The sequence below is a fragment of the Nonomuraea sp. NPDC052265 genome, from assembly GCF_044547985.1.
Taxonomy (GTDB): Bacteria; Actinomycetota; Actinomycetes; order Streptosporangiales; family Streptosporangiaceae; genus Nonomuraea.
In genome coordinates this window covers 1-19,383 of sequence record NZ_JBIUBJ010000027.1, presented here as the reverse complement: position 1 = coordinate 19,383, position 19,383 = coordinate 1, and the positions used below count along the sequence as shown (strand labels likewise).

At 69.4% G+C, this 19,383-nt stretch carries 23 protein-coding genes; 13 read left to right on the top strand and 10 right to left on the bottom strand.

Features of this window, described 5'->3' with window-relative positions; all coding sequences use genetic code 11:
• Positions 1-118 precede the first annotated feature (118 nt).
• On the top strand, positions 119-2,632 hold the full coding sequence (locus ACIHAD_RS43055) for a collagenase (RefSeq protein ID WP_397360611.1): 2,514 nt from the start codon (positions 119-121) through the stop codon (positions 2,630-2,632).
• A 75-nt stretch (positions 2,633-2,707) separates the two neighbouring features.
• The gene (locus ACIHAD_RS43050) at positions 2,708-3,205 is read left to right on the top strand and encodes a hypothetical protein (protein WP_397360610.1); all 498 of its coding nucleotides are present in this window, start codon (positions 2,708-2,710) and stop codon (positions 3,203-3,205) included.
• Positions 3,206-3,375: 170 nt separating this feature from the next.
• Here ACIHAD_RS43050 and ACIHAD_RS43045 read toward each other — a convergent pair whose 3' ends face one another.
• A complete protein-coding gene (locus tag ACIHAD_RS43045) occupies positions 3,376-3,888 on the bottom strand; it encodes a hypothetical protein (protein ID WP_397360609.1) in 513 nt (170 codons plus the stop codon).
• Between the two features lie 214 nt (positions 3,889-4,102).
• Between ACIHAD_RS43045 and ACIHAD_RS43040 the strand changes: the two genes are divergently transcribed.
• Positions 4,103-5,089: a S66 peptidase family protein gene (locus ACIHAD_RS43040; protein WP_397360608.1), complete on the top strand. Its 987-nt coding sequence runs from the start codon at positions 4,103-4,105 to the stop codon at positions 5,087-5,089.
• Positions 5,090-5,099: 10 nt separating this feature from the next.
• Here the strand turns inward: ACIHAD_RS43040 and glpD are convergent, their stop codons facing one another.
• Positions 5,100-6,782: a glycerol-3-phosphate dehydrogenase gene (gene glpD / locus ACIHAD_RS43035; RefSeq protein WP_397360607.1), complete on the bottom strand. Its 1,683-nt coding sequence runs from the start codon at positions 6,780-6,782 to the stop codon at positions 5,100-5,102.
• A 110-nt stretch (positions 6,783-6,892) separates the two neighbouring features.
• Between glpD and ACIHAD_RS43030 the strand changes: the two genes are divergently transcribed.
• The 3 genes from ACIHAD_RS43030 to ACIHAD_RS43020 all read left to right on the top strand — a co-directional run bounded on the left by ACIHAD_RS43030 (position 6,893) and on the right by ACIHAD_RS43020 (position 9,797).
• A complete protein-coding gene (locus tag ACIHAD_RS43030) occupies positions 6,893-7,699 on the top strand; it encodes an MIP/aquaporin family protein (protein ID WP_397360606.1) in 807 nt (268 codons plus the stop codon).
• 21 nt (positions 7,700-7,720) lie between these two features.
• A complete protein-coding gene (gene glpK / locus ACIHAD_RS43025) occupies positions 7,721-9,232 on the top strand; it encodes a glycerol kinase GlpK (RefSeq protein ID WP_397360605.1) in 1,512 nt (503 codons plus the stop codon).
• A gap of 64 nt (positions 9,233-9,296) precedes the next feature.
• Entirely contained in the window at positions 9,297-9,797 is a 501-nt protein-coding gene (locus ACIHAD_RS43020) for a hypothetical protein (protein ID WP_397360604.1), read from the top strand.
• Between the two features lie 22 nt (positions 9,798-9,819).
• On the opposite strand, the gene ACIHAD_RS43015 is transcribed toward ACIHAD_RS43020, so the two are convergent.
• Both ACIHAD_RS43015 and ACIHAD_RS43010 read right to left on the bottom strand, forming a co-directional pair.
• On the bottom strand, positions 9,820-10,500 hold the full coding sequence (locus ACIHAD_RS43015; protein WP_397360603.1) for a hypothetical protein: 681 nt from the start codon (positions 10,498-10,500) through the stop codon (positions 9,820-9,822).
• Positions 10,497-11,057, bottom strand: a complete 561-nt coding sequence (locus ACIHAD_RS43010) for an RNA polymerase sigma factor (RefSeq protein WP_397360602.1) — start codon at positions 11,055-11,057, stop codon at positions 10,497-10,499. Before ACIHAD_RS43010 ends, ACIHAD_RS43015 begins: the two co-directional genes overlap by 4 nt.
• Before the next feature lie 228 nt (positions 11,058-11,285).
• Between ACIHAD_RS43010 and ACIHAD_RS43005 the strand changes: the two genes are divergently transcribed.
• Both ACIHAD_RS43005 and ACIHAD_RS43000 read left to right on the top strand, forming a co-directional pair.
• On the top strand, positions 11,286-11,456 hold the full coding sequence (locus ACIHAD_RS43005) for a hypothetical protein (protein WP_397360601.1): 171 nt from the start codon (positions 11,286-11,288) through the stop codon (positions 11,454-11,456).
• Positions 11,457-11,480: 24 nt separating this feature from the next.
• Positions 11,481-12,065 carry a hypothetical protein gene (locus ACIHAD_RS43000; protein WP_397360600.1) on the top strand — a complete coding sequence of 195 codons (585 nt, stop codon included), beginning with the start codon at positions 11,481-11,483 and terminating at the stop codon, positions 12,063-12,065.
• Between the two features lie 77 nt (positions 12,066-12,142).
• On the opposite strand, the gene ACIHAD_RS42995 is transcribed toward ACIHAD_RS43000, so the two are convergent.
• Positions 12,143-12,394 (bottom strand): hypothetical protein, encoded by a 252-nt coding sequence (locus ACIHAD_RS42995; RefSeq protein ID WP_397360599.1) that lies wholly within the window; start codon positions 12,392-12,394, stop codon positions 12,143-12,145.
• A 147-nt stretch (positions 12,395-12,541) separates the two neighbouring features.
• On the bottom strand, positions 12,542-12,718 hold the full coding sequence (locus tag ACIHAD_RS42990) for a hypothetical protein (protein WP_397360598.1): 177 nt from the start codon (positions 12,716-12,718) through the stop codon (positions 12,542-12,544).
• On the opposite strand from ACIHAD_RS42990, the gene ACIHAD_RS42985 reads away from it, so the two are divergent.
• Together ACIHAD_RS42985 and ACIHAD_RS42980 are read left to right on the top strand one after the other, a co-directional pair.
• Positions 12,717-12,962: a hypothetical protein gene (locus ACIHAD_RS42985; RefSeq protein WP_397360597.1), complete on the top strand. Its 246-nt coding sequence runs from the start codon at positions 12,717-12,719 to the stop codon at positions 12,960-12,962. The genes ACIHAD_RS42990 and ACIHAD_RS42985 overlap by 2 nt on opposite strands.
• A gap of 264 nt (positions 12,963-13,226) precedes the next feature.
• Complete coding sequence (locus tag ACIHAD_RS42980; RefSeq protein WP_397360596.1) at positions 13,227-13,478, top strand: hypothetical protein; 252 nt, start codon at positions 13,227-13,229, stop codon at positions 13,476-13,478.
• A gap of 42 nt (positions 13,479-13,520) precedes the next feature.
• On the opposite strand, the gene ACIHAD_RS42975 is transcribed toward ACIHAD_RS42980, so the two are convergent.
• Positions 13,521-14,108 carry a TetR/AcrR family transcriptional regulator gene (locus ACIHAD_RS42975; RefSeq protein ID WP_397360595.1) on the bottom strand — a complete coding sequence of 196 codons (588 nt, stop codon included), beginning with the start codon at positions 14,106-14,108 and terminating at the stop codon, positions 13,521-13,523.
• Between the two features lie 88 nt (positions 14,109-14,196).
• Between ACIHAD_RS42975 and ACIHAD_RS42970 the strand changes: the two genes are divergently transcribed.
• A complete protein-coding gene (locus ACIHAD_RS42970; protein ID WP_397360594.1) occupies positions 14,197-15,135 on the top strand; it encodes an alpha/beta fold hydrolase in 939 nt (312 codons plus the stop codon).
• A gap of 99 nt (positions 15,136-15,234) precedes the next feature.
• Here ACIHAD_RS42970 and ACIHAD_RS42965 read toward each other — a convergent pair whose 3' ends face one another.
• A complete protein-coding gene (locus tag ACIHAD_RS42965) occupies positions 15,235-15,687 on the bottom strand; it encodes a MarR family winged helix-turn-helix transcriptional regulator (protein ID WP_397360593.1) in 453 nt (150 codons plus the stop codon).
• 63 nt (positions 15,688-15,750) lie between these two features.
• Here ACIHAD_RS42965 and ACIHAD_RS42960 point away from each other — a divergent pair, with 63 nt between their 5' ends.
• Positions 15,751-16,872, top strand: coding sequence for an FAD-dependent oxidoreductase (locus ACIHAD_RS42960; protein ID WP_397360592.1), 1,122 nt, complete (start codon positions 15,751-15,753; stop codon positions 16,870-16,872).
• 54 nt (positions 16,873-16,926) lie between these two features.
• On the opposite strand, the gene ACIHAD_RS42955 is transcribed toward ACIHAD_RS42960, so the two are convergent.
• Positions 16,927-17,502, bottom strand: coding sequence for a TetR family transcriptional regulator (locus ACIHAD_RS42955; protein ID WP_397360590.1), 576 nt, complete (start codon positions 17,500-17,502; stop codon positions 16,927-16,929).
• Between the two features lie 95 nt (positions 17,503-17,597).
• Here ACIHAD_RS42955 and ACIHAD_RS42950 point away from each other — a divergent pair, with 95 nt between their 5' ends.
• Complete coding sequence (locus ACIHAD_RS42950; RefSeq protein WP_397360589.1) at positions 17,598-17,819, top strand: hypothetical protein; 222 nt, start codon at positions 17,598-17,600, stop codon at positions 17,817-17,819.
• A gap of 558 nt (positions 17,820-18,377) precedes the next feature.
• Here the strand turns inward: ACIHAD_RS42950 and ACIHAD_RS42945 are convergent.
• A complete protein-coding gene (locus ACIHAD_RS42945) occupies positions 18,378-18,758 on the bottom strand; it encodes a DUF5655 domain-containing protein (protein ID WP_397360588.1) in 381 nt (126 codons plus the stop codon).
• Positions 18,759-19,383: the final 625 nt, after the last annotated feature.

The following is a 19,383-nucleotide window of genomic DNA, read 5'->3' as shown; positions in this document are numbered from 1 at the left end:
GACGCATTCGGAACGCCCATAGGCAACACTTATGCGGCGTCGTATGACCACGCCCTCCGGACGGACCGCACACTCGTACCCGACCTCGCATCCATGCGGATACCCCCCGGAGGTTCTTGTGCGCAAGGTCCTGCACGGCTGGCGGCTGATCGTTCCCCTGGCCGCATTAGCCCTTCTCCCACCGTTCGCCGCGACACCGGCGAGCGCGGCGGCCGAACCGCCCCCGGCCGCCCGCCTCGCGGTCCCGGCCGACGAAGCCCCGCACGTCGGCAAGACCCGGCTCGACACCCGCGACCGGGCCCCCCAGCCCGCGGCCAAGGACGCCCTGCGCCGCGACTACGACGAACCCGCCACGCGGCCGGAGCACCCGAGACCGTCGGCGCGGAAGAGCGTCGCGGCGGCGGCCGCCTGCAACATCTCCGACTTCACCAGCCGCACCGGCAGCGCCCTGGTCCAGCAGATCAAGGCCAGCGCCACCGACTGCGTCAACACCCTGTTCAACCTGACCGGCTCGGACGCCTACAACGCCTTCCGCGAGGCGCAGATGACGACCGTCGCCTACGCCCTGCGCGACAACTCGGCGAACTACCCGGGCGACAACACCACCGGCACCGCGCAACTGGTCCTCTACCTGCGCGCCGGCTACTACGTCCACTGGTACAACTCCGGTGACGTCGGCACGTACGGCCAGGCGCTCACCACCGCGATCCGCTCGGGCCTGGACGCCTTCTTCGGCAGCTCCCGGTCCTCGACCGTCAGCGACGCCAACGGCGAGGTGCTGGCCGAGGCCGTCACCCTCATCGACAGCGCCGAGCAGAACGACCGCTACCTGTACGTGGTCAAGCGCCTGCTCGACGGCTACAACAGCTCCTACGACGCGTCGTGGTGGATGCTCAACGCGGTCAACAACGTCTACACCGTGCTCTTCCGCGGCCACCAGGTGCCCGCGTTCGTCAGCGCCGTGCAGGCCGACCGCAGCGTCCTGGACTCCCTGAACTCCTTCGCCACGAACCACCTCAACCTGCTCGGCACCGACCGCGCCTACCTCGCCTCCAACGCCGGGCGCGAGCTGGGCCGCTTCCTGCAGCACACGACGTTGCAGGCCACCGTCCGGCCGCTGGCCAAGAACCTGCTCGGCCGCAGCGCCATGACCGGCGCCACCGCGCCGCTGTGGGTGGGCGTGGCCGAGATGACCGACTCCTACGACAAGGCCAACTGCTCCTACTACGGCACCTGCGACCTGGCGAACCGCCTGGCGGCCAGCGTGCTGCCGATCACCCACACGTGCAGCGCCAGCATCAGGATCCGCGCCCAGGACGTCACCGCCGGCCAGCTCGCCTCCACCTGCGCCAGCCTGGCCAACCAGGACGCCTTCTTCCACAACCTGGTCAAGGACAACGGCCCGGTCGCGAGCGACAACAACACCACGCTGGAGGTGGTGGTCTTCGACTCCAGCACCGACTACCAGACCTACGCCGGCGCGATGTTCGGCATCGACACCAACAACGGGGGCATGTACCTGGAGGGCGACCCCGCCGCCGCGGGCAACCAGCCCAGGTTCATCGCCTACGAGGCCGAGTGGCTGCGCCCCGACTTCCAGATCTGGAACCTCAACCACGAGTACACCCACTACCTCGACGGCCGGTTCGACATGTACGGCGACTTCAACGCCGGGGTGAGCACGCCGACCATCTGGTGGATCGAGGGCTTCGCCGAGTACGTCTCCTACTCCTACCGCAAGGTCGTCTACGACGCGGCGATCACCGAGGCAGGCAACCGCACGTACGCCCTCAGCACGCTGTGGAACACCACCTACGACCATGACACCACCCGCATCTACCGGTGGGGCTACCTGGCCGTCCGCTACATGTTCGACAAGCACCCGGCCGACGTCGCGACGCTGCTCGGCTCGTACCGGACCGGCGCGTGGAGCACCGCCAGGTCCTTCCTGACCAGCACGATCGGCAGCCGCTACGACTCCGACTGGTACACCTGGCTCGCCGCCTGCGCGGCCGGGGCGTGCTCCGGGGGCGGCACCGGCAACCAGGCGCCCACCGCGAACTTCACCTCCACGGCCAGTGGGCTGACGGCCGCCTTCACCGACACCTCCACCGACTCCGACGGCACCATCGCCGCCCGCCGCTGGGACTTCGGCGACGGCGCCACCTCCACCGCGGCCAACCCGTCGCACGCCTACGCGGCGCAGGGCACGTACACGGTCACGCTGACCGTCACCGACAACGGCGGCGCCACCGCGACCGCGTCGAAGCAGGTCACGGTGTCGACCGGCGGCGGCTCGACGCCGGAGTGCACCGCCTCCGACACCCGCGAGCTCGACAAGAACTGCAAGCGCGGCAACCTGTCGGCCACCCAGGGCAACTACGCCTACCTCTACATCTACCTGCCCGCGGGCACGGCCCGGCTGACCATCACCGCCTCCGGCGGCACCGGGAACGCCGACCTCTACTACAACGCCGCCACCTGGGCCACCACCTCGGCCTACACCCAGCGCTCCACCGCGTCGGGCAACGCCGAGACCCTGGTGATCAACAACCCGCCCGCCGGTTACAACTACATCAGCCTCCACGCCGCGCAGACCTTCTCGGGCGCGAGCGTCAAGACCGAGTACTAGACCACCCGGGCGCCGGGGCCGGCGAGCCCCCTCCCGCCGGTCCCGGCCCGGGCCAAGCAGGGCCTGCGGCAGGGCGTGATCGACGACCGGCTCATCGAGAGCAGGGGCGAGGACGCCACCTCGATCGCCTACACCGACGTCAGCGCCGCCGGCCTGGCCAAGATCCTGCCCCGGCCCGACGTGAAGTCCCGGCTGATCAACGCCATGTCCGGATGCACCGACCTGATCGGCTTCAACACCTCCAAGCCGCCCTTCGACGACCTGAAGGCCCGGCATGGGCTTCCTCCCCGGCTCGCCCACCTGGCACGCCCTCTACCTGCTGGCCCCGGCGCCTGCTCGACCGGCTGCCCGGCGGGCGGAGCCGGGCGCGTGCGCTGCTCGTCCGGCGGCTCCAGCGGGCCATCTCCTCCAGGAGCCCCGCCCGCACCCCGACCCGCCACTGCTCCAGGACCCGCGCCCTCACCCCTGGGTGCCGGTGCCGCGCCGCGAGAGGTCGAGGGCTCATTCCGGGGCGACCGGCGTGACGTAGACCTCGTTCCCGGTCGCCCCGGTACAGCCTCAGCACTCCAGTGACACATCGCGATCATGGTTGGGATCTGCGCTGGTAGTGGCGGTGTCGGGCGGTTGCCTGATGGCGACGCCGCCAGTCTGACCAGCGCAGGACGTCCGTGATCGTGTGGGTCGTGGTCAAGATGAGCACGGCCGGTAATCGCCGGATCTCGGGGGACGTCAGCGGGACGCGGTCATCGCTTCGGTGTCACCCGTACGACGGCGCGGCCGCGCTCGAAGGACAGGAAACGCAGGACGACGTCGTTCAGGGTGAGCGTGGTGACGCCCCGGATGTAGCCCGAGCAGCCCCCGCCCTCGTCGAACTTGCAGGTGGACGAGCCGCCCTGCTCGCCCTGGGAGCTCATGTCCCCGCCCCCGGTGAAGTCCGCCTCCCAGGTGACCTTGTCGCCCTCGACGCTCCCGACGGCGAACCGGGAGATCCCGTGACGCTGCCCGAACCGCAGGACGTCCCCCGCCTTGAGGGTGACCTCGCACCGGGCGTCCCCGCACCCGCCGAACTCCCTCCCACCCGCGCCGGCGGCGTCGGGCGACGACGCGCTCGGCGTCATGGACGAGGACGGCCCGGACCCGGACCCGGACCCGGACGTGGACGCGGACGTGGGCGCCGACGTGCGCCCGGCCGTCCCGACGGGACCGGCGCACCCGGTCAACGAGCAAGCCAGCAGGAGTACGAGCCACTTGACCATGGCAAACACCCTAGACGCCAGGACGGACCCCACCCCGGAGTTGCTCCTCACCCGGCGTGCCGCACCCCGCGCGACGGCCGCGAACACCGTCCGATCACGTCGTCGAGGCAGGTGGCGATCCGGCTGGTGACCGGCCACGCCGCGCCGATCCCCCGACGCGGCCTCGTTCGCGGTATGGGCGGAGGCGGAAAGCGGCTCGCCTATGCTTCGCTGGATGGACGTCATCCATCCCCCCAAACTCAAGGCGGGCGACGTGGTCCGCGTGGTCGCGCCGGCCTGCTCGCGCGCGATGGTCATGGAACACGACCACACCGCTCTCATCGACGCCCGCTTCGCCGAGCTCGGCCTGACGCTCACCTACGGCCGCCACGTCGACGAACGGGACGCCTTCAACTCCACCGGCGTCGCCTCCCGCGTCGCCGACCTGCACGACGCCTTCGCCGACCCGTCGGTGGCGGCGATCCTGACGGTCATCGGCGGCTACAACTGCAACGAGCTCCTGCCGCACCTCGACTGGGAGCTGATCCGGGCCAACCCCAAGATCCTTTGTGGCTACTCCGACATCACCGCGCTGCAGAACGCCGTCCTCGCCCGCGCCGGGCTGGTCACGTACTCGGGGCCCCATTGGTCGACGTTCGGGATGCGGGACCACTTCGAGCAGACCCTGGAGTGGTTCACCTCCGTCCTGTTCGGCGACGCGCCGGTCGAGCTGGCGGCGGCGGAGTACTGGACCGACGACCTGTGGTTCCTCGACCAGGACAAGCGCGAGCCGATCCGCGGCGAGGGCTGGTGGCCGCTGCGGCCCGGCGCCGCCGAGGGGCGTGTCGTCGGCGGCAACCTGTGCACCCTGAACCTGCTGCAGGGCACGCCGTACATGCCGTCACTCGACGGCGCGCTGCTGATCGTGGAGGACGACCTGGAGTCGCATCCGGCCACCTTCGCCCGCAACCTCACCTCGCTGCTCCAGCTCCCGGGCGCCGAGACCGTCCGCGGCCTGGTCATCGGACGGTTCCAGCAGGCCAGCCACATGACCCGCGCCCTGCTGGAGCAGATCGTCGAGACGCAGCCGGGGTTGCGGGACGTCCCCGTCCTGGCCAACGTCGACGTCGGCCACACCAACCCGCTGGCCACCTTCCCGATCGGCGGCCGGGCCCGTCTGACGGTCACCCCCGAACCGTCCCTGACCCTCCTGCGCCACTGACCACCCGCCGCTAGGACGCGGCCGCGGCCTCGCGGCGCGGGGCCGTGGCCTCGGCCAGGGCCTTTCGCTCGGCCTCGATCAGGGTGCGGCAGCGCGCCTCCTCAGCCTCGACCCGGTCCTGGTCCCAGCCGAGCAGCCCGGCCATCAGCCGCGCCACCACCGGGGCCGCGTCGAGCGCGGCGGGGAACGCCTCGATGAGCATCCGGGTCCGGCGCGACAGGACGTCCTCGGCGTGCAGCGCGCCCTCGTGGGTGACGGCGTACACGGCCTCGGCCTTGATCCACGGGCAGCCCTCCACCAGCGGCTCGCCGAGCGAGTGGTCGCCGTCGACCAGGGCGAGCACCTCTGGCGCCAGCGTGCCGTAGCGCTGGACGAGGTGCTCCACGACGTCGGCGTCCACGTCGTGGTCCTCGGCCAGCCGCCGTACGGACGCGCGCACCGCCGGCAGCCCGTCCGCGCCGATCAGCGGCAGCCGGTCGGTCACCGAGTCCGGCACGTCGAAGCCCTCCAGCGCCGCGTCGACCACGTCCTTGGCCATGACCCGGTACGTCGTGAACTTGCCCCCGGCGATCGTGGCCAGGCCGGGCATCGGCACGTCCACGACGTGCTCGCGGGACAGCTTGGTGGTCGCCGAGCTCTCGTCGGCCGCCACCAGCGGGCGCAGCCCCACGTAGACGCCCACCACGTCGTCGCGGGTCAGCGGCCTGGCCAGCACGGCGTTGGCGCGGTCGAGGATGTAGTCGATGTCCTCGCCGGTGGCCGACGGCTCCTCCCGGTCGCCGTCGTACTCGGTGTCGGTGGTGCCGACGATCCACCGCCGCCGCGTCCACGGGATGATGAACAGCACGCTCTTCTCGGTCGGGATGATCATGCCGGTGGACGAGGCGATGGCCTCGCCGGGCACCATGACGTGCACGCCCTTCGACATCCTGACCTTGAAGCCGGCCGGCGCCGAGCCGGGCAGCCCGTTGATCGGGTCGGTCCACACGCCCGCGCACACCACCACGGCGTCGGCCTTGACGTCGAGCTCGCGGCCGGTCTCCTCGTCATGGACGCGGGCCCCGACGATCCGCTCGCTGCCCTGGTCGCGCAGCATCTCGACGACCCGCGTCCGGGTGGCGATCACGGCGCCGTGCGCGGCGGCCGTCCTGGCCAGGGTGAGCGTGAAGCGCGCGTCGTCCACCTGCGCGTCGAAGTAGATCATGCTGCCCGACACCGCGTCGGCGCGGAGGCCGGGGGCCATCCGGCGCGACTCCTTGACCGACAGGTACCGGTGCCGGGGCATCGGCCGGCGCATGCCCTCCAGCGTGTCGTACAGGGTGAGCCCGGCTCCCACGTACGGCCGCTCGATGAGCCCGTGTTGCAGCGGATACAGGAACGTGACCGGCTTGACCAGGTGCGGGGCCAGCCGCGAGACCAGCAGGTCGCGCTCCTTCAACGCCTCGCGAACCAGCTTGAAGTCGAACTGCTCCAGGTAGCGCAGCCCGCCGTGGATGAGCTTGCTGGACCGGCTGGACGTGCCGGAGGCCAGGTCGCGGCTCTCCACGAGCGCGACGCGCAGCCCGCGGGAGGCGGCGTCCAGCGCGGCGCCCGCGCCGGTCACGCCGCCGCCGATCACGAGCACGTCGAAGGACTGCTCCGCCAGCCGGTCGATGGCGGCCTGACGGTTCCTGGCGTCCATCGCCCCGGTCATGTTCATCGATCCCCCGAACAACGTTTAGTGCTCAACTGCTCACAATCCGTATACGTTTCCCCGATCGGGGAATGGCACACAACGCCGACACCACGAAAGCGGGGGCAGCGGTGGTCGAACGTGTCAAGCGGCTGGAACTGGCCGGTGAGCTCATCGCCGAGTTCGCCGGCACGATGGTGCTCGTCCTGTTCGGGGTCGGCGTCGTCGCCCAGGTGGTCGCGGCCGGCATCGGCGACCACGACAGCATCGCCTGGGCGTGGGGCATCGGCGTCGCGCTCGGCGTCTACGTCGCGGGCCGGATCACCGGCGCCCATCTCAACCCGGCCGTCACGCTGGCGTTCGCGACCTTCCGGGGGTTCCCCTGGGCCAAGGTGGTGCCGTACTCGCTGGCGCAGACCGTGGGGGCGTTCGCCGGGGCGCTGCTGGTGCGCTGGAACTACACCGAGGTGCTGACCAAGGTGGACCCCGGGCACACGCTGAAGACCCAGATCGTCTTCTCCACCCTGCCCGGCAACGGCTCGCTGCCGGTGGGCATGTGGGGCGGGTTCCGCGACCAGATCATCGGCACCGCCATCCTGATGTTCGTCCTGTTCGCTCTGTCCGACTCGCACAACCTCGCGCCCAGCGCCAACCTCAGCCCCGTGGTCATCGGCCTGCTCATCGTCGGCATCGGCATGGCGTGGGGCGCCGACGCCGGCTACGCGATCAACCCCGCGCGCGACTTCGGCCCGCGCCTGGCCAGCTTCCTCACCGGCTACTCGGGCGCCTGGCGCGACCAGTACGGCGGCCTGTACTTCTGGGTGCCCATCGTCGGCCCCCTGCTCGGCGGCGTGGCCGGCGCCGGGCTCTACCAGCTGATGATCGCCCGGTTCCTCCCCGAGCCCGAGCCCGACCTTGAGGACGCGGGCCGCGTCTGACCCGACCGGAGGAGAACGACCATGCCCGATTTCGTGGGGGCCGTCGACCAGGGCACCACCAGCACCAGGTTCATGATCTTCAACCATGGCGGCCTGGAGGTGTGCAAGTTCCAGTTCGAACACGAGCAGATCCTCCCCAGGGCAGGCTGGGTGGAGCACAACCCGATCGAGATCTCGACCAGGACCTCCGCGGTGATCGAGACCGCGCTCCAGCGCACCGGGCTGCACGACACCGACCTGGCCGCCGTGGGCATCACCAACCAGCGCGAGACCACGGTCGTGTGGAACCCGCGCACCGGCCGCCCGTACTGCAACGCCATCGTGTGGCAGGACACCAGGAGCGCCAGGATCGCCGCGCGGCTCGAACAGGACGGCCGCGGCGAGGTCATCCGCAGGAAGACGGGCCTGCGGCCGGACGCGTACTTCTCCGGCGGCAAGATCCAGTGGATCCTGGAGAACGTCGAGGGCGTACGCCAGGCGGTCGAGCGGGGGGAGGCCGTCTTCGGCAACACCGACACCTGGACCCTGTGGAACCTCACCGGCGGCGTCCGCGGCGGCGTGCACGTCACCGACGTGACCAACGCCAGCCGCACCATGCTCATGGACCTGGAGACGCTGGAGTGGGACGACGAGCTGCTGTCCTTCTTCGGCATCCCGCGCGAGATGCTGCCGGAGATCCGACCGTCGTCCGAGCCCGCCTCCTACGGCATGACCAGCAGGTACGGCCCGTTCGCCGGTGAGGTGCCGATCACCGGGATCCTCGGCGACCAGCAGGCGGCCACCGTCGGCCAGGTCTGCTTCTCGCCCGGCGAGGCCAAGAACACCTACGGCACCGGCAACTTCATGCTCCTCAACACCGGCACCGACCTCGTACGCTCCGAGCGCGGCCTGCTCACCACCGTCGCCTACAAGTTCGCCGGGCAACCCGCCGTGTTCGCGCTGGAGGGCTCGATCGCCGTGACGGGGTCGGCCGTGCAGTGGCTGCGCGACCAGTTGCACATCATCCGCTCCTCCGCGCAGAGCGAGGACCTGGCCCGGCAGGTGACCGACAACGGCGGGATGTACTTCGTCCCGGCGTTCTCGGGGTTGTTCGCACCGTACTGGCGGCCCGACGCGCGCGGCGCGATCGTCGGCCTGTCCCGGTACAACAGGGACGCCCATCTCGCGCGGGCCACCTTGGAGGCCATCTGCTACCAGAGCAGGGACGTCGTGGAGGCCATGCAGCAGGACTCCGGCGTGGTGCTGGACGTGCTGAAGGTCGACGGCGGGGTCACCGCGAACAACCTGTGCATGCAGCTCCAGTCCGACATCCTGGGCGTGCCGGTCAGCCGTCCCGTGGTGGCCGAGACCACCGCGCTGGGCGCCGCGTACGCCGCCGGGCTGGCCGTCGGCTACTGGAAGGACACCGATGAACTGCGCGCCAACTGGGCCGAGGACCGGCGCTGGAACCCGGAGTGGAGCGACGAGCAGCGCGAGAAGGGGTACGCGGGCTGGAAACGCGCGGTGAGCCGCACCCTCGACTGGGAGTCCTGACCGCCCTTACCGTGCGCTTAGCGGCGCGGCACCCACAATGAGGTCTCCGGCGGAAGGAGACCGCGTGCGATTACCGTCCCATGGAGAGCTGTTCGGAAGGCTGAGCATCCGCGCCCGCCTCACGCTCACGTACGGATCCATTCTGTTCGTCGGCGGCACGCTCCTCCTGACCGTCACCTACCTGCTGTTGCGCTCGGTGCTCGACAACGTGGAGTTCTCGCTCGACGTGCCGCCGGGCACGCCCGGCGCGCTGGTGACGATCTGGCGGCACCAGATAGAGATCCAGGCCGTCAAGCTGAACGAGCAGATCCTGCACCTCATGGTCCAGCAGTCCGTGCTGATCCTGCTGGGCGTCGGCCTGTTCGCGCTGGTCTTCGGTCATCTGGTCGCCGACCGGGCGTTGCGGCCCGTCGCCAAGATGACCGCGACGGCCCGCAAACTCTCCGAGAGCACGCTGGCCCACCAGCGCATCGACCTCCAGGGTCCCGAGGACGATCAGCCTTCCCGGTCGCTGAGGAACGACCCCGCGACGGCCTGCCTGGAGGCCGTCGCGGGGTGCCCCTGACCGGATTACGGGGGGCGGTTGTTCACATGCCGGGCGGCGGGTACGCCTCCGGGTGCTCCTTCGGGTCGGGCATCTGGTTCCAGGACGGGTCGTCGATCACCTTGCAGGGCTTGGCAGGCCCGTCGACCAGGAAGCCGCCGAACTGCCACAGCGCCCTGGGCTTCTCCGGACCCGAGGTCTGGTCGTCGTCCTCGGTGAACTCCATGACGGCGGTCTGCCCTGGCTTGATGCGCTTCGGGTCGATCTGAACCTGACCGTTGCCCAGCCGGAACGTCTTCGCGTTGGGGCTGTTCTCGATCGCCTTCCTGATCCTCTCGTGGACCGCGGGGTCCTTGCTCTGGAGCTCTTCCTTGGTGAAGAAGGGGCCGGCGTCGGCGGGTGCGCGGTCGGGGGCACAACGGGTGCCGGGCTTGAGGTACGAGACGTCGGCGGCCAGGCCGAGCGCCTTCAGGTCCTTCTCCACCTGGGCGGGGTCCCGGAACTCGTTGATCCTCAGCGTGATCGTGCCGTCGGTGTTCTTGGTGACCGCGTAGGCGGGGGCGTCCGAGCCGTTGAGGAACGGGGTCACGACGGCCGCCGCGGCGGCGACGGCGGCCACCGCCGCGCCGGTGAGCAGGCGCCGCCTGGCGCGCCGGCGTCTGGCTCCGTTGCGGGCCTCGATCTCGGCTTTGAGCTCCATCAGTACGTGCTCCTTGAAGTTCATCGGATTCCTTCCATGACGAAGGGGGCCATCTCCGGCACGTCCCTGAGCGCGTGGCGGGCGCGATGCAACCTGGCCCGGGCGGCTCCCTGCCGGATCCCCAGAGCGGTGGCCGCCTCGCCGATCGTGAGCTGGTCGATGACGACCAGTTCGAGCATCGCGCGGTCACCGTCGGGCAGTCCGGCCATGGCCCGGAAGGCGCTTCTGGCCAGGTTCTCGGCGTCTATGCGGTCCACCAGGGCGGTCATGTCGTCGGAGTCGAGGTGCCTTCGCCCGCCGACGCGATCGGCCAGTCTCGACTCCTTGAACGCCCGCCGCCGCTCGGCCGAGAGCGTGTTGCGCGCCACGCCGTACAGCCAGGCGATCTCACTGCCACGTCCGGGCCGGTAGGTGTGCGCGGAGTCGAGCACCGCCACGAACACCTCGGCCACCAGGTCGGCGACCGTGTGCGGATCGTCGACCCGGCGTGCGAGGAACGAGGTGATCGCATCGACGTGGCGCCGGTAGAAGGCCTCGAACGCGCCCGGATCCGTAGCGATGTCCGGCTGTTTGCGACGCACCGGCCGTGCTCCCTTCGTCGATTACACCCCTTCTTGGTCAGCAGCCGAGAAAACGTTATGAGAGCTGACAGAACAGACGCCCCGCACCACCCGCGCCCGGACGCCTCCCACCACCCGCGCCCGGACGCCGAAACCCGGACGACACCCGGCACGAGCGTGGCTTATGCTCCTGATGCCACGGCAAACCGTCGGCCATCCCCCCAGCAGCGAAGACGGACGGAACGCACGGTGAACCAGCCAGACGTCACCACCACAGTGGACATCGCCATCGCGAACGCCGCCCGCCTGCTCTACAACGCGGAGACGATCACCGACCTGGCGCTGATGGAACGGCTTGAGCGCCTCGCCGACTCCTGGATCTCCATCGCCGAGTTCCTGCACGAACGTGGCAAGAGCTAGCCGCGCGTTGCTACGTTGCCCGGCATGGGCCACGAAACGAGATCCCTGAGCCGGGCGGACGTCACCACGGCGTTGGCCATGACACTCGACGCCGCGGGCACCGCCATCCCCTACCGCCTGTGCGGCACGAGCGCCGCACTTCTGCAGGGCGTCCCCCTGCCGGCCGGGGACATCGACCTGCTGATGTCCGGCCGGGCGGAGCTCGACACGTTCGCCGCGGCCCTCTCGTCGTTCCCCCGCGTCCACGCCGCCGCGTGGCTGCCGGAGTCCGCGCAGTACTTCGCCAGGTTCGCGGTGAACGGGGTCGAGGTCGAGCTCAGCACCGTCGAGCGGCAGGCCGGTTCGGACGCCCTGGAATGCGTCGGGGAGGGGCCGTGGCGGCACCACGTCCTGGTCGCGTGCGGTTCGCACCGGGTGCCGGCGGTCCGGCTGGAGATCCGGCTGGCCACCGAGCTCCTGCGCGACCGCGCCGATCGGTACGGCCCGATCATCGATCACCTGAGCACCCACGGCTTCGACCCCGCCCTGCTGCGGCGCGCGATGGACGCCTGCCACCTCCCGGCCGCCCGCCGGCAGCCGGTGGAGGACCTCCTCGTCCCGGGCACCTGACCCCCGAGAACGGCGAAGGGGCCGCCGGGGAGCCGGTGTGCCCGGTCCCGGAGGCCCCTGTCGCGACGGACGTCAGCTCACGCCCGCGAGAACTTCTTGAACAGGAAGAAGTAGAGCTTGATGTACTGCCCGACGAGGATGCCGTTGATGATGGTCCCCTCGCGGATGAACTGCGGCCCGCCGAGGAAGATCAGCCCGATCGCCGCGGAGACGAGCAGCAACGTGCAGTCGAAGGCCGTCTTGATGTTGCCCCACTTGTAGCCCGTCCGCTTGAAGACCGTGTTGACGAACATGTCGACCGGCATGAGCACCAGATTCGCCCGGATCATCAGGAACAGCCCGAACGCCAACGTCGCGTCCGCTATGGCGAGGTCTGTGCGCGGGTGGGAGTCTAGCGCGGGTTGAAGGATGGGCTGTCTGGAATGCCTGGGCCGAAGACGGGCAGCCCGTCTTGGCCGTCCTGGTCGGCCGTGTCGTCAGAGGGACGGGTAGGTCACGGATTCCAGGGTCTGGATGATTTCTTCGGCGAACAGGAGGCCGGCGAGGCCGTGGCCGTGTTTCTCGCGGCGGACCAGCGAGAGGATGTTGTCGCTGAAGGCGCGATCGCGGACCGGGCGGAAGGCGAGGGTGCCGTTGTGGTGTTCCTCGGCCATGTCGAACCTGCTGAGAAAGGCGATGGCGATTTCCCTCCATCCCTATGGGGACGGCATCCGGCTTGAGTACGACGACACCGGCCAGCTTCATCAGAGGCAGCTCCGGATCAAGGCAGCCGTCTCCGTCGAAAGGGTAATGACGGATCTGATGCGCCATCTCGCTGACCACACGCTGAAGCGGCGTCAGGTGCGTCACCTGCCCGCCGTGGACGAGCCGGCCCTCGTGCCGAATTCGAGGTCGTAATACACTCGCGCGATGGGCCGGACTTCCTGGAACTCTTTATCTGCACGTCCGCCCGCATGATGCGCTGCCAGGTGAGCCATACGTCGTCCGGCATGAGCCCGTTCTTGCGGCTCAAATAACAGCCCTCGAAGATGTCCACCTTCCCGATCATGTAGATGCGCCGGTTGTTCAGGTCGGCCGATCTCGTGCCCGAGAACCCTCGCGTACTGCATCGAGCGCGTGAAGGCCTGTGACTGGCGCGCCGCCAGTCTGAGCTGGAGAGTCGTGAGCAGCAAGGCGACCACCACCCCGAAGAAGGATGCTGATTGCAACCAGTCTGACAATCGCATGACTCTCCTCTCGGCCCTCGATCAACGTGCTTCCACCTATAGTCGGTCTCCTCAACGAATTGCGTCCGTTCGCAGGTTCCGCACTCTCCATTCGCCTGAGCATGAAATCGACCAGGGATACAAGAATGTGCCTGCCACGGAGAGGGCAGTGGTGGTCAACCGCGAAGGCAGTGCCGGGATCGCCTGAACACCGGCACGGTCGGCGTCCTGTCGGGAACCCGCCTTCCGGTCACAGGTCCGCGGGCAAGCCGATCCGCCCGAGCTGGTGGTCGAGGACCGCGACCGCCTCCGCGACGCCCAGTTCCCCGACCAGCACCCCGTCGGCCAGGCCGCGCGCGAGCCTGAGGAGTACGTGAGCCTCGGCCCCGGCATCGATGCCCGGCTCCGGCGCGGTGGCGGCCACGAGCGCGGCGATCTCCCGATGGACCATGTCACCGCCCGCGCGGTACAGCTCGCGTACGTCAGGGTCGGAGACGGCCGTGGCCAGGAACGCGTGGCCGGCGAGCAGCAACACGGGAGCGCGCGTCCCCAGTTCGACGACGGCGAGCAGCGTGCGCCGCAGAATGTCGGCCGGGCTGACGGCGTCCAGCAGCGCCGCGCGGACATGGCGCTCGATCTCCTGCCTGAGCAGGTACGCGCTCGCGCGCAGCAGATCGGCCTTCGCCGGGAAATAGTGTTGCACCAGCCCCTTGGAGACGCCGGCCTCCTGGGCGACCCGCCCGATGCTCACGCCGGTCAGGCCGTCCCGAGCGCACAGCCTGAGGGCGGCGTGGGCGATCTCGGCCCGCCGCGCCGCGTGGTCCACCTGTTTCGGCACGGCCCGCCTCCTGTCTTCGCGATACGAGTGTATCGTGACAGGGATGCGATACGACCGTATCGCGAAAGGCGAGCGGAGGATCCCGTACGTGAACGACCTTGTGGAACCCAACATCGGGGCCGCGTTCCGCCGGCGGCGGCTCGGCCACTTCCGCGACGCGTCCGCCTTCGCGCGCTACCGGAACGCCTACGACCAGGCCATGGGCGAGCTACCCGAACCCAGCCAGATCCAGGACGTGACAACTCATTTCGGGACCGTCCGGGTCTATCGCTTCGGCGCCCGCGACGGCGTGCCGCTTCTCCTGCTGCCAGGACGCACCGCGTCCACCCCGATGTGGGAGGCGAATGTGGCCGGCCTGATCGCCCACCGGCCGGTCTACGCGGTCGACCTGCTCGGCGAGCCCGGCCTCTCGGTGCAGACGCGGGCGTTCGCGAGCGCGGCCGACCAGGCGAGCTGGCTGGCGGAGCTGCTGGCCGGGCTCGGCCTTGACCGGGTCCACCTCTTCGGGGTGTCCATCGGCGGGTGGAGCGCCTTCCATCTCGCTCTGAAGGTCCCCGACAAGATCGCCTCGGTGAGCCTGCTCGATCCCGCCGTCGTCTTCGGCCGGATCACCTGGAAGGTGGTCGTCGTGTCGCTGGGCTCGGTGGTGCCGTCCTTCCCCGAGTCGTGGCGCAGGAAGCTGCTGAGCTGGATCTCCGGCGGAGCCGACGCCTCCGACGACGAACCCGTCGCCAACCTGATCTCGGCCGGGATGCGGGACTTCACCGCCTTCCTGCCGCCGCCGACGTACCCCACCGACGACCAGGTGGCCGGGCTCGACGTGCCCGTGCTCGCCCTGATCGCCGGACGCAGCATCATCCACAACCCGCGCAAGGCCGCCCTGCGTGCTCGCCGACTGCTCGCCCAGGGCGTCGTCGAGCTGTGGCCGGACGCCTCCCACGCCATCAACGGCGAGTTCCCCGAGCGCGTCAACGCCCGGGTCCTGGCGTTCGCCGACGAGGTCGACCGTACCCGCGACACGCCGTGACCCCAACGCGAGCCGGTGAGAGCGAGGCAGAGCCTCCCGGCCTGCCGCCGCCAGAGCGGAAACAGTCGTCGCGTGAGCGGATGCAGCCGTCGCGGCCGTTCAGCCTGACTGCTCGCGCAGTTCCTTGGTCGCCGAGCGGTAGGCCCGGGCGACGCCGGTGAGAATGCCCAGCATCAACGGCACCTGCTCCGGCGTGTAGTCCGCGCGGATCTCACCCAGGTGCCGCTCGGAGGTGATGCGGGTGGCGTGGTACTCGGCCATGCCACCCTCAAGCAGTTCCACGGTGACCATGCGCCGGTCGCGCTCGCCGCGCACCCGCCGTACATAACCGGCCTTCTCCAGACGGTCGATGAGCCGGGTCGCGGAGGCGGACGGCAGCCCCAGTTCCTCGGAGATGACTCCCACGGGGAGCGGGCCGCGCATCTCCAGCAGGATGAGGGCGGCCACGTCCACGTGGTGCACGCCGAGCCGGTCCGCGATCGCCTCGATGTGCAGCATGACCGCGATCAGGAACTCGCGGAAGACGTCCTCTTCTGGGTGCTTGTCGGTCACTCCACCCAATGTACTTCACACCGATGTATCTTTGAATCGAAGTAACTTCGATTTGGAGATAAAATGGACGTTCTTGTCATCGGCGCCGGGGTGGGCGGCCTGGCCGTCGCGCGGAGCCTGCTGGCTGCCGGGCACCAGGTGCGGATCTTCGAGCAGGCGCCGGACCTGCGGACGGGCGGCGCCGGGCTGAGCATCTTCAGCAACGGCGCGGCGGTGCTGCACGATCTCGGTGTGAGCCTCGACGGCGTCGGTGGCCGGTTCGACCGGATCGACGCGCTGACAGCCGACGGCCGACTGCGGCTCAGCTCGGACATGGCCCATGCGGCCACGCTCTTCGGTTTCCCCAACAAGTCGATCTCCCGCCGCCTTCTGCTGGAGCGGCTCTCCGAGGGGCTGCCCGACGACCTGATCAGCTACGGCACGGCCTGCCGGACGGTGACCCAGGACGGCGACAGCGTCACGGCGACCTTCGACGACGGCTCGACGATCACAGGGGACCTCCTCGTCGGAGCCGACGGCCACCACTCGGTCGTCCGGCGCGAGCTGTGGGGCGACGTCCCCATCCGGACGGCCACGTTCGGCACCTGGCAGGCCCTGAGCCGGATCGACATCGACCTCACCCGCACCCACCTCCACCTCATGATCACCGGCCGGGAGGGCGCGTGCGGGATGATCCCCGCCGGGGACGGCAACCTCCAGTGGTGGTTCGACGTGCGCTGGACCCCCGGCGAGCCGCGCCCCGCCGCGCCCCTGGCCGAGCTGGGGCGCCGCTTCGGCCACTGGGCGTCCCCCGTCCCCGAACTGCTCGCCCAGGCGTCCGAGGACGACCTCGACTTCTTCGGTCATCACTGGCAGAAGGTACGCCGGGAGTGGGGCAAGGGTCGCGTCACCCTGCTCGGCGACGCCGCCCACCTCATGCCGCCCACCCTCGGCCAGGGCGCCAACCAGACCCTTGAGGACGTGTGGGTGCTCGGGCGCGAGCTCGCCAAGGGCGGCGACCCGGCGCAACGGCTACGCGCCTACGAACGGGCCCGCTACCCGCACGTCAACCTGGTGTCCCGGCTGGCCAGGCGCAGCCCCGCCAACTGGCGGATCCCCCCGCTCATCGGCCGGATGGTGTCCGAGACGTCCCAGAGCGGGATGCTCGCCCGCTTCAGCAACCGCCTCACCGCCCTCTCCGGCTGAGAACGGGCATCAGAAGAAGCGAGCGACAGCCTTGGCCCCGACAGGGAAACGACGTCAGCCGACGAGCTTGGCGACCAGTCGGACAAGGGTGTCCCGGGCGCCGTCCGCGCCCGCCTCTCCCATGATCAGGTGAACGAGCTGCGGAGTGGCGTACCACCATCCGGCCAGGGCGATCACGGCGTAGAGCAGTTCGCCGGGCGCGAAGTCCGCGTTCAGGGCGCCTGTCCTCTGACCGGCGGCGAGCGTGGCCAGCTTGGTGGCGTAGTGGGCGGCGCGCTGCTCCTCCGCCGCGACGGGGGCGTCGCCGCGGTGCAGCCCTTCCCAGTGCAGCAGGCGGATGAACTGCGGATGCTCACGGTGGTAGTCGTACACGCGTCCGGCGTATTCCGGCAGGTTGCCGGCCAGACCCTCGTCCAGCGGCACGGCCTCGGCCAGCCGCTTCAGCGCCCAGGTCAGCACGGCGGAGAACAGTTGTTCCTTGTTGCCGAAGTACTGGTAGATGCGCTCCTTGTTGACGCCCGCGGCGGCGGCCACGCGATCCAGCCGGGCCGCCTCCGGGCCGTGGTCGGCGAACTCCCGCACAGCCGCGTCCAGCAGGAGCTGCCGCGTCCTCTCCGTGTTCCAGGCCATGGTCGCAGCATACCCGCAACTCCAACTGGACAGTTGGAGTTGTGCATGGCAGTATCCAACCAGCGAGTTGGAAATACGTCTCGAAAGGCTGGATCATGGCTTCCACCCCGTCTGTGCACCACCGCGCCGCGATCACCTGGCTGTCGGTCTACTCAATGATCATGCTGGTCCAGGCCGTGATGGGGCCTGTCCTCGCGCCGCTGCCGTTGCCGCTGCGCACTCTGGTGCTCACCGCGATCGTGGTCCCCGCCGTGGTGTACGCCGTCGTCCCCAGCCTCCTGCGCGTCCAGGCCCGCCTTCGCCGACGTCCCCGCTAGGTGGGGGCGAGAGGCTCGGCGCCAAGCCGGCCGAGAAGACCGGCTCCATCATCCTGAACGACTACACCCCGCTCCCGGTCGCCTTCTGACCGTCGCCGACGGGAACGCCGATCGGATCGGCTCAACCACCGCAGCGAGCCACACGTGTTCAGATGGCTGTACGGCCAAGTCAACATCAGCCTGGGAAGTCTCTCAAGATCATGTGCCCTGCCGACCGTACGGGCACGCGGCTTCGAACGGCGTCGGATCAGAAGTGGATTGTCCTTCGGTGGACCAACGATGTGCTGACCTGCGTGTGATCGCCCAGCCCCTCACGACTGCGGCAAGGCCATTCCAGGCACGTTCCGGATCTTGCTTGTCCTCCTGGGCATGCAGGCGGAGTTGTGATGGAAGCGGCGTTGTCAGCTCGGGAACTACGACGATCACCCGGGGGCGGGGCGCTGAGCTGGACGGAAGGCCGGCCGTGAGCGTCCGTGATCGACCACTCGTTCCCTGTCCAATCGCCCGACGATCAGCTGACGACCAGGGACTTCACGCCACGTGTCGGGGCCGGCCTTCTCAAGAAGCTCCCAGATGTCCGCCTTGACCCACTTCGTACGCCTCGCGGAGCCAGCCGGCGAATTCCTCATCAAGCTCGGCGATATCAGAGATTCGGAAGGCATGAACGTATAGCCGCTTCGTGTACGGAGACACGCTGGTGATGCGAGCGTCGTCGCCGATCGTGCGCTGGATGTCGAAGTACCCTCGGAGCCCTCGCGCGTCTGGCTTTGCCCCGGCGAATCCTCGACGTGTCCCCTTGACGGTGATCATGCTCTTGGACACCGCGTACGTGAAGGGTCCGCACGCCTCAACCAGCCTGACGAATTCGTGGTACAGGGCTACCGATGTGTCGGGCTTGCCGTCGAGGTGACCGTCGATCGTCCAGGTCCTCAGGTCCATGGACCGAGAAAGTAGCAGGCGGTAGCGACGGTTTCCGGGCCGAGAACCCGAGCGCGGCGCTGGGTGGCGCGCTAACCAGCGCCGGGGCTGCTCCGGCTGCAAGGTTCGTCCGTCCTGGCCGGTGCCGCCTGGTAACGCAGGTGCAGGCGCTACGCGCTCAGCCGATCCTCGACCGGCGAGCGGCCCGCTGCCGCCGGGTACCTCGCCGACCTGCTGGTCTGCTCGGTCGTTCAGGCAGGCCGCGCTGGCCGGGACACCTGCGGGGCCCGGAACCGTGAGCCTTTCCCAGCCTGAATGGCGGCCTCTTCGATGAGCTGCAGGACGAGGAGATTGCCTGGCCGATCGGGGTGGCGCGGTGCGGGCAACAGCGCAGTTGAACCTGGAACTTGCAGGTCAAGGCGGCAATGGCGCGCGGATGATGTCGGCGTTGGCGGGGGGCATGCGCAGCACGACGGCACATGTGCTAGATTGGGCTCAGTTGCAGTTGTGGTACCCATAAGAACTTGTGTGCACCTGACGGTATGTAGCCCCAGGTGCATTTTTTGTTTTCCGGTCATCTCCGGGTGTGTGGTCCTATCGCGGCGACGCGGAATCCGTCCAATGCGGATTTCGGCTTTGCACCCAT

What these genes read in the sequence shown, in the direction of transcription:
- ACIHAD_RS42950 (WP_397360589.1), top strand. Translation starts at nt 17,598, where the DNA reads ATGGCTTCCACCCCGTCTGTGCACCACCGCGCCGCGATCACCTGGCTG.
- ACIHAD_RS43015 (WP_397360603.1), bottom strand. Translation starts at nt 10,500, where the DNA reads ATGAACTTCAAGGAGCACGTACTGATGGAGCTCAAAGCCGAGATCGAG.
- ACIHAD_RS43045 (WP_397360609.1), bottom strand. Translation starts at nt 3,888, where the DNA reads ATGGTCAAGTGGCTCGTACTCCTGCTGGCTTGCTCGTTGACCGGGTGC.
- ACIHAD_RS43040 (WP_397360608.1), top strand. Translation starts at nt 4,103, where the DNA reads ATGGACGTCATCCATCCCCCCAAACTCAAGGCGGGCGACGTGGTCCGC.
- ACIHAD_RS42990 (WP_397360598.1), bottom strand. Translation starts at nt 12,718, where the DNA reads ATGGCCGAGGAACACCACAACGGCACCCTCGCCTTCCGCCCGGTCCGC.
- ACIHAD_RS43000 (WP_397360600.1), top strand. Translation starts at nt 11,481, where the DNA reads ATGGGCCACGAAACGAGATCCCTGAGCCGGGCGGACGTCACCACGGCG.
- ACIHAD_RS42960 (WP_397360592.1), top strand. Translation starts at nt 15,751, where the DNA reads ATGGACGTTCTTGTCATCGGCGCCGGGGTGGGCGGCCTGGCCGTCGCG.
- glpD (WP_397360607.1), bottom strand. Translation starts at nt 6,782, where the DNA reads ATGACCGGGGCGATGGACGCCAGGAACCGTCAGGCCGCCATCGACCGG.
- ACIHAD_RS42985 (WP_397360597.1), top strand. Translation starts at nt 12,717, where the DNA reads ATGTCGAACCTGCTGAGAAAGGCGATGGCGATTTCCCTCCATCCCTAT.
- ACIHAD_RS42995 (WP_397360599.1), bottom strand. Translation starts at nt 12,394, where the DNA reads ATGATCCGGGCGAATCTGGTGCTCATGCCGGTCGACATGTTCGTCAAC.
- ACIHAD_RS42955 (WP_397360590.1), bottom strand. Translation starts at nt 17,502, where the DNA reads ATGGCCTGGAACACGGAGAGGACGCGGCAGCTCCTGCTGGACGCGGCT.
- ACIHAD_RS42945 (WP_397360588.1), bottom strand. Translation starts at nt 18,758, where the DNA reads ATGGACCTGAGGACCTGGACGATCGACGGTCACCTCGACGGCAAGCCC.
- glpK (WP_397360605.1), top strand. Translation starts at nt 7,721, where the DNA reads ATGCCCGATTTCGTGGGGGCCGTCGACCAGGGCACCACCAGCACCAGG.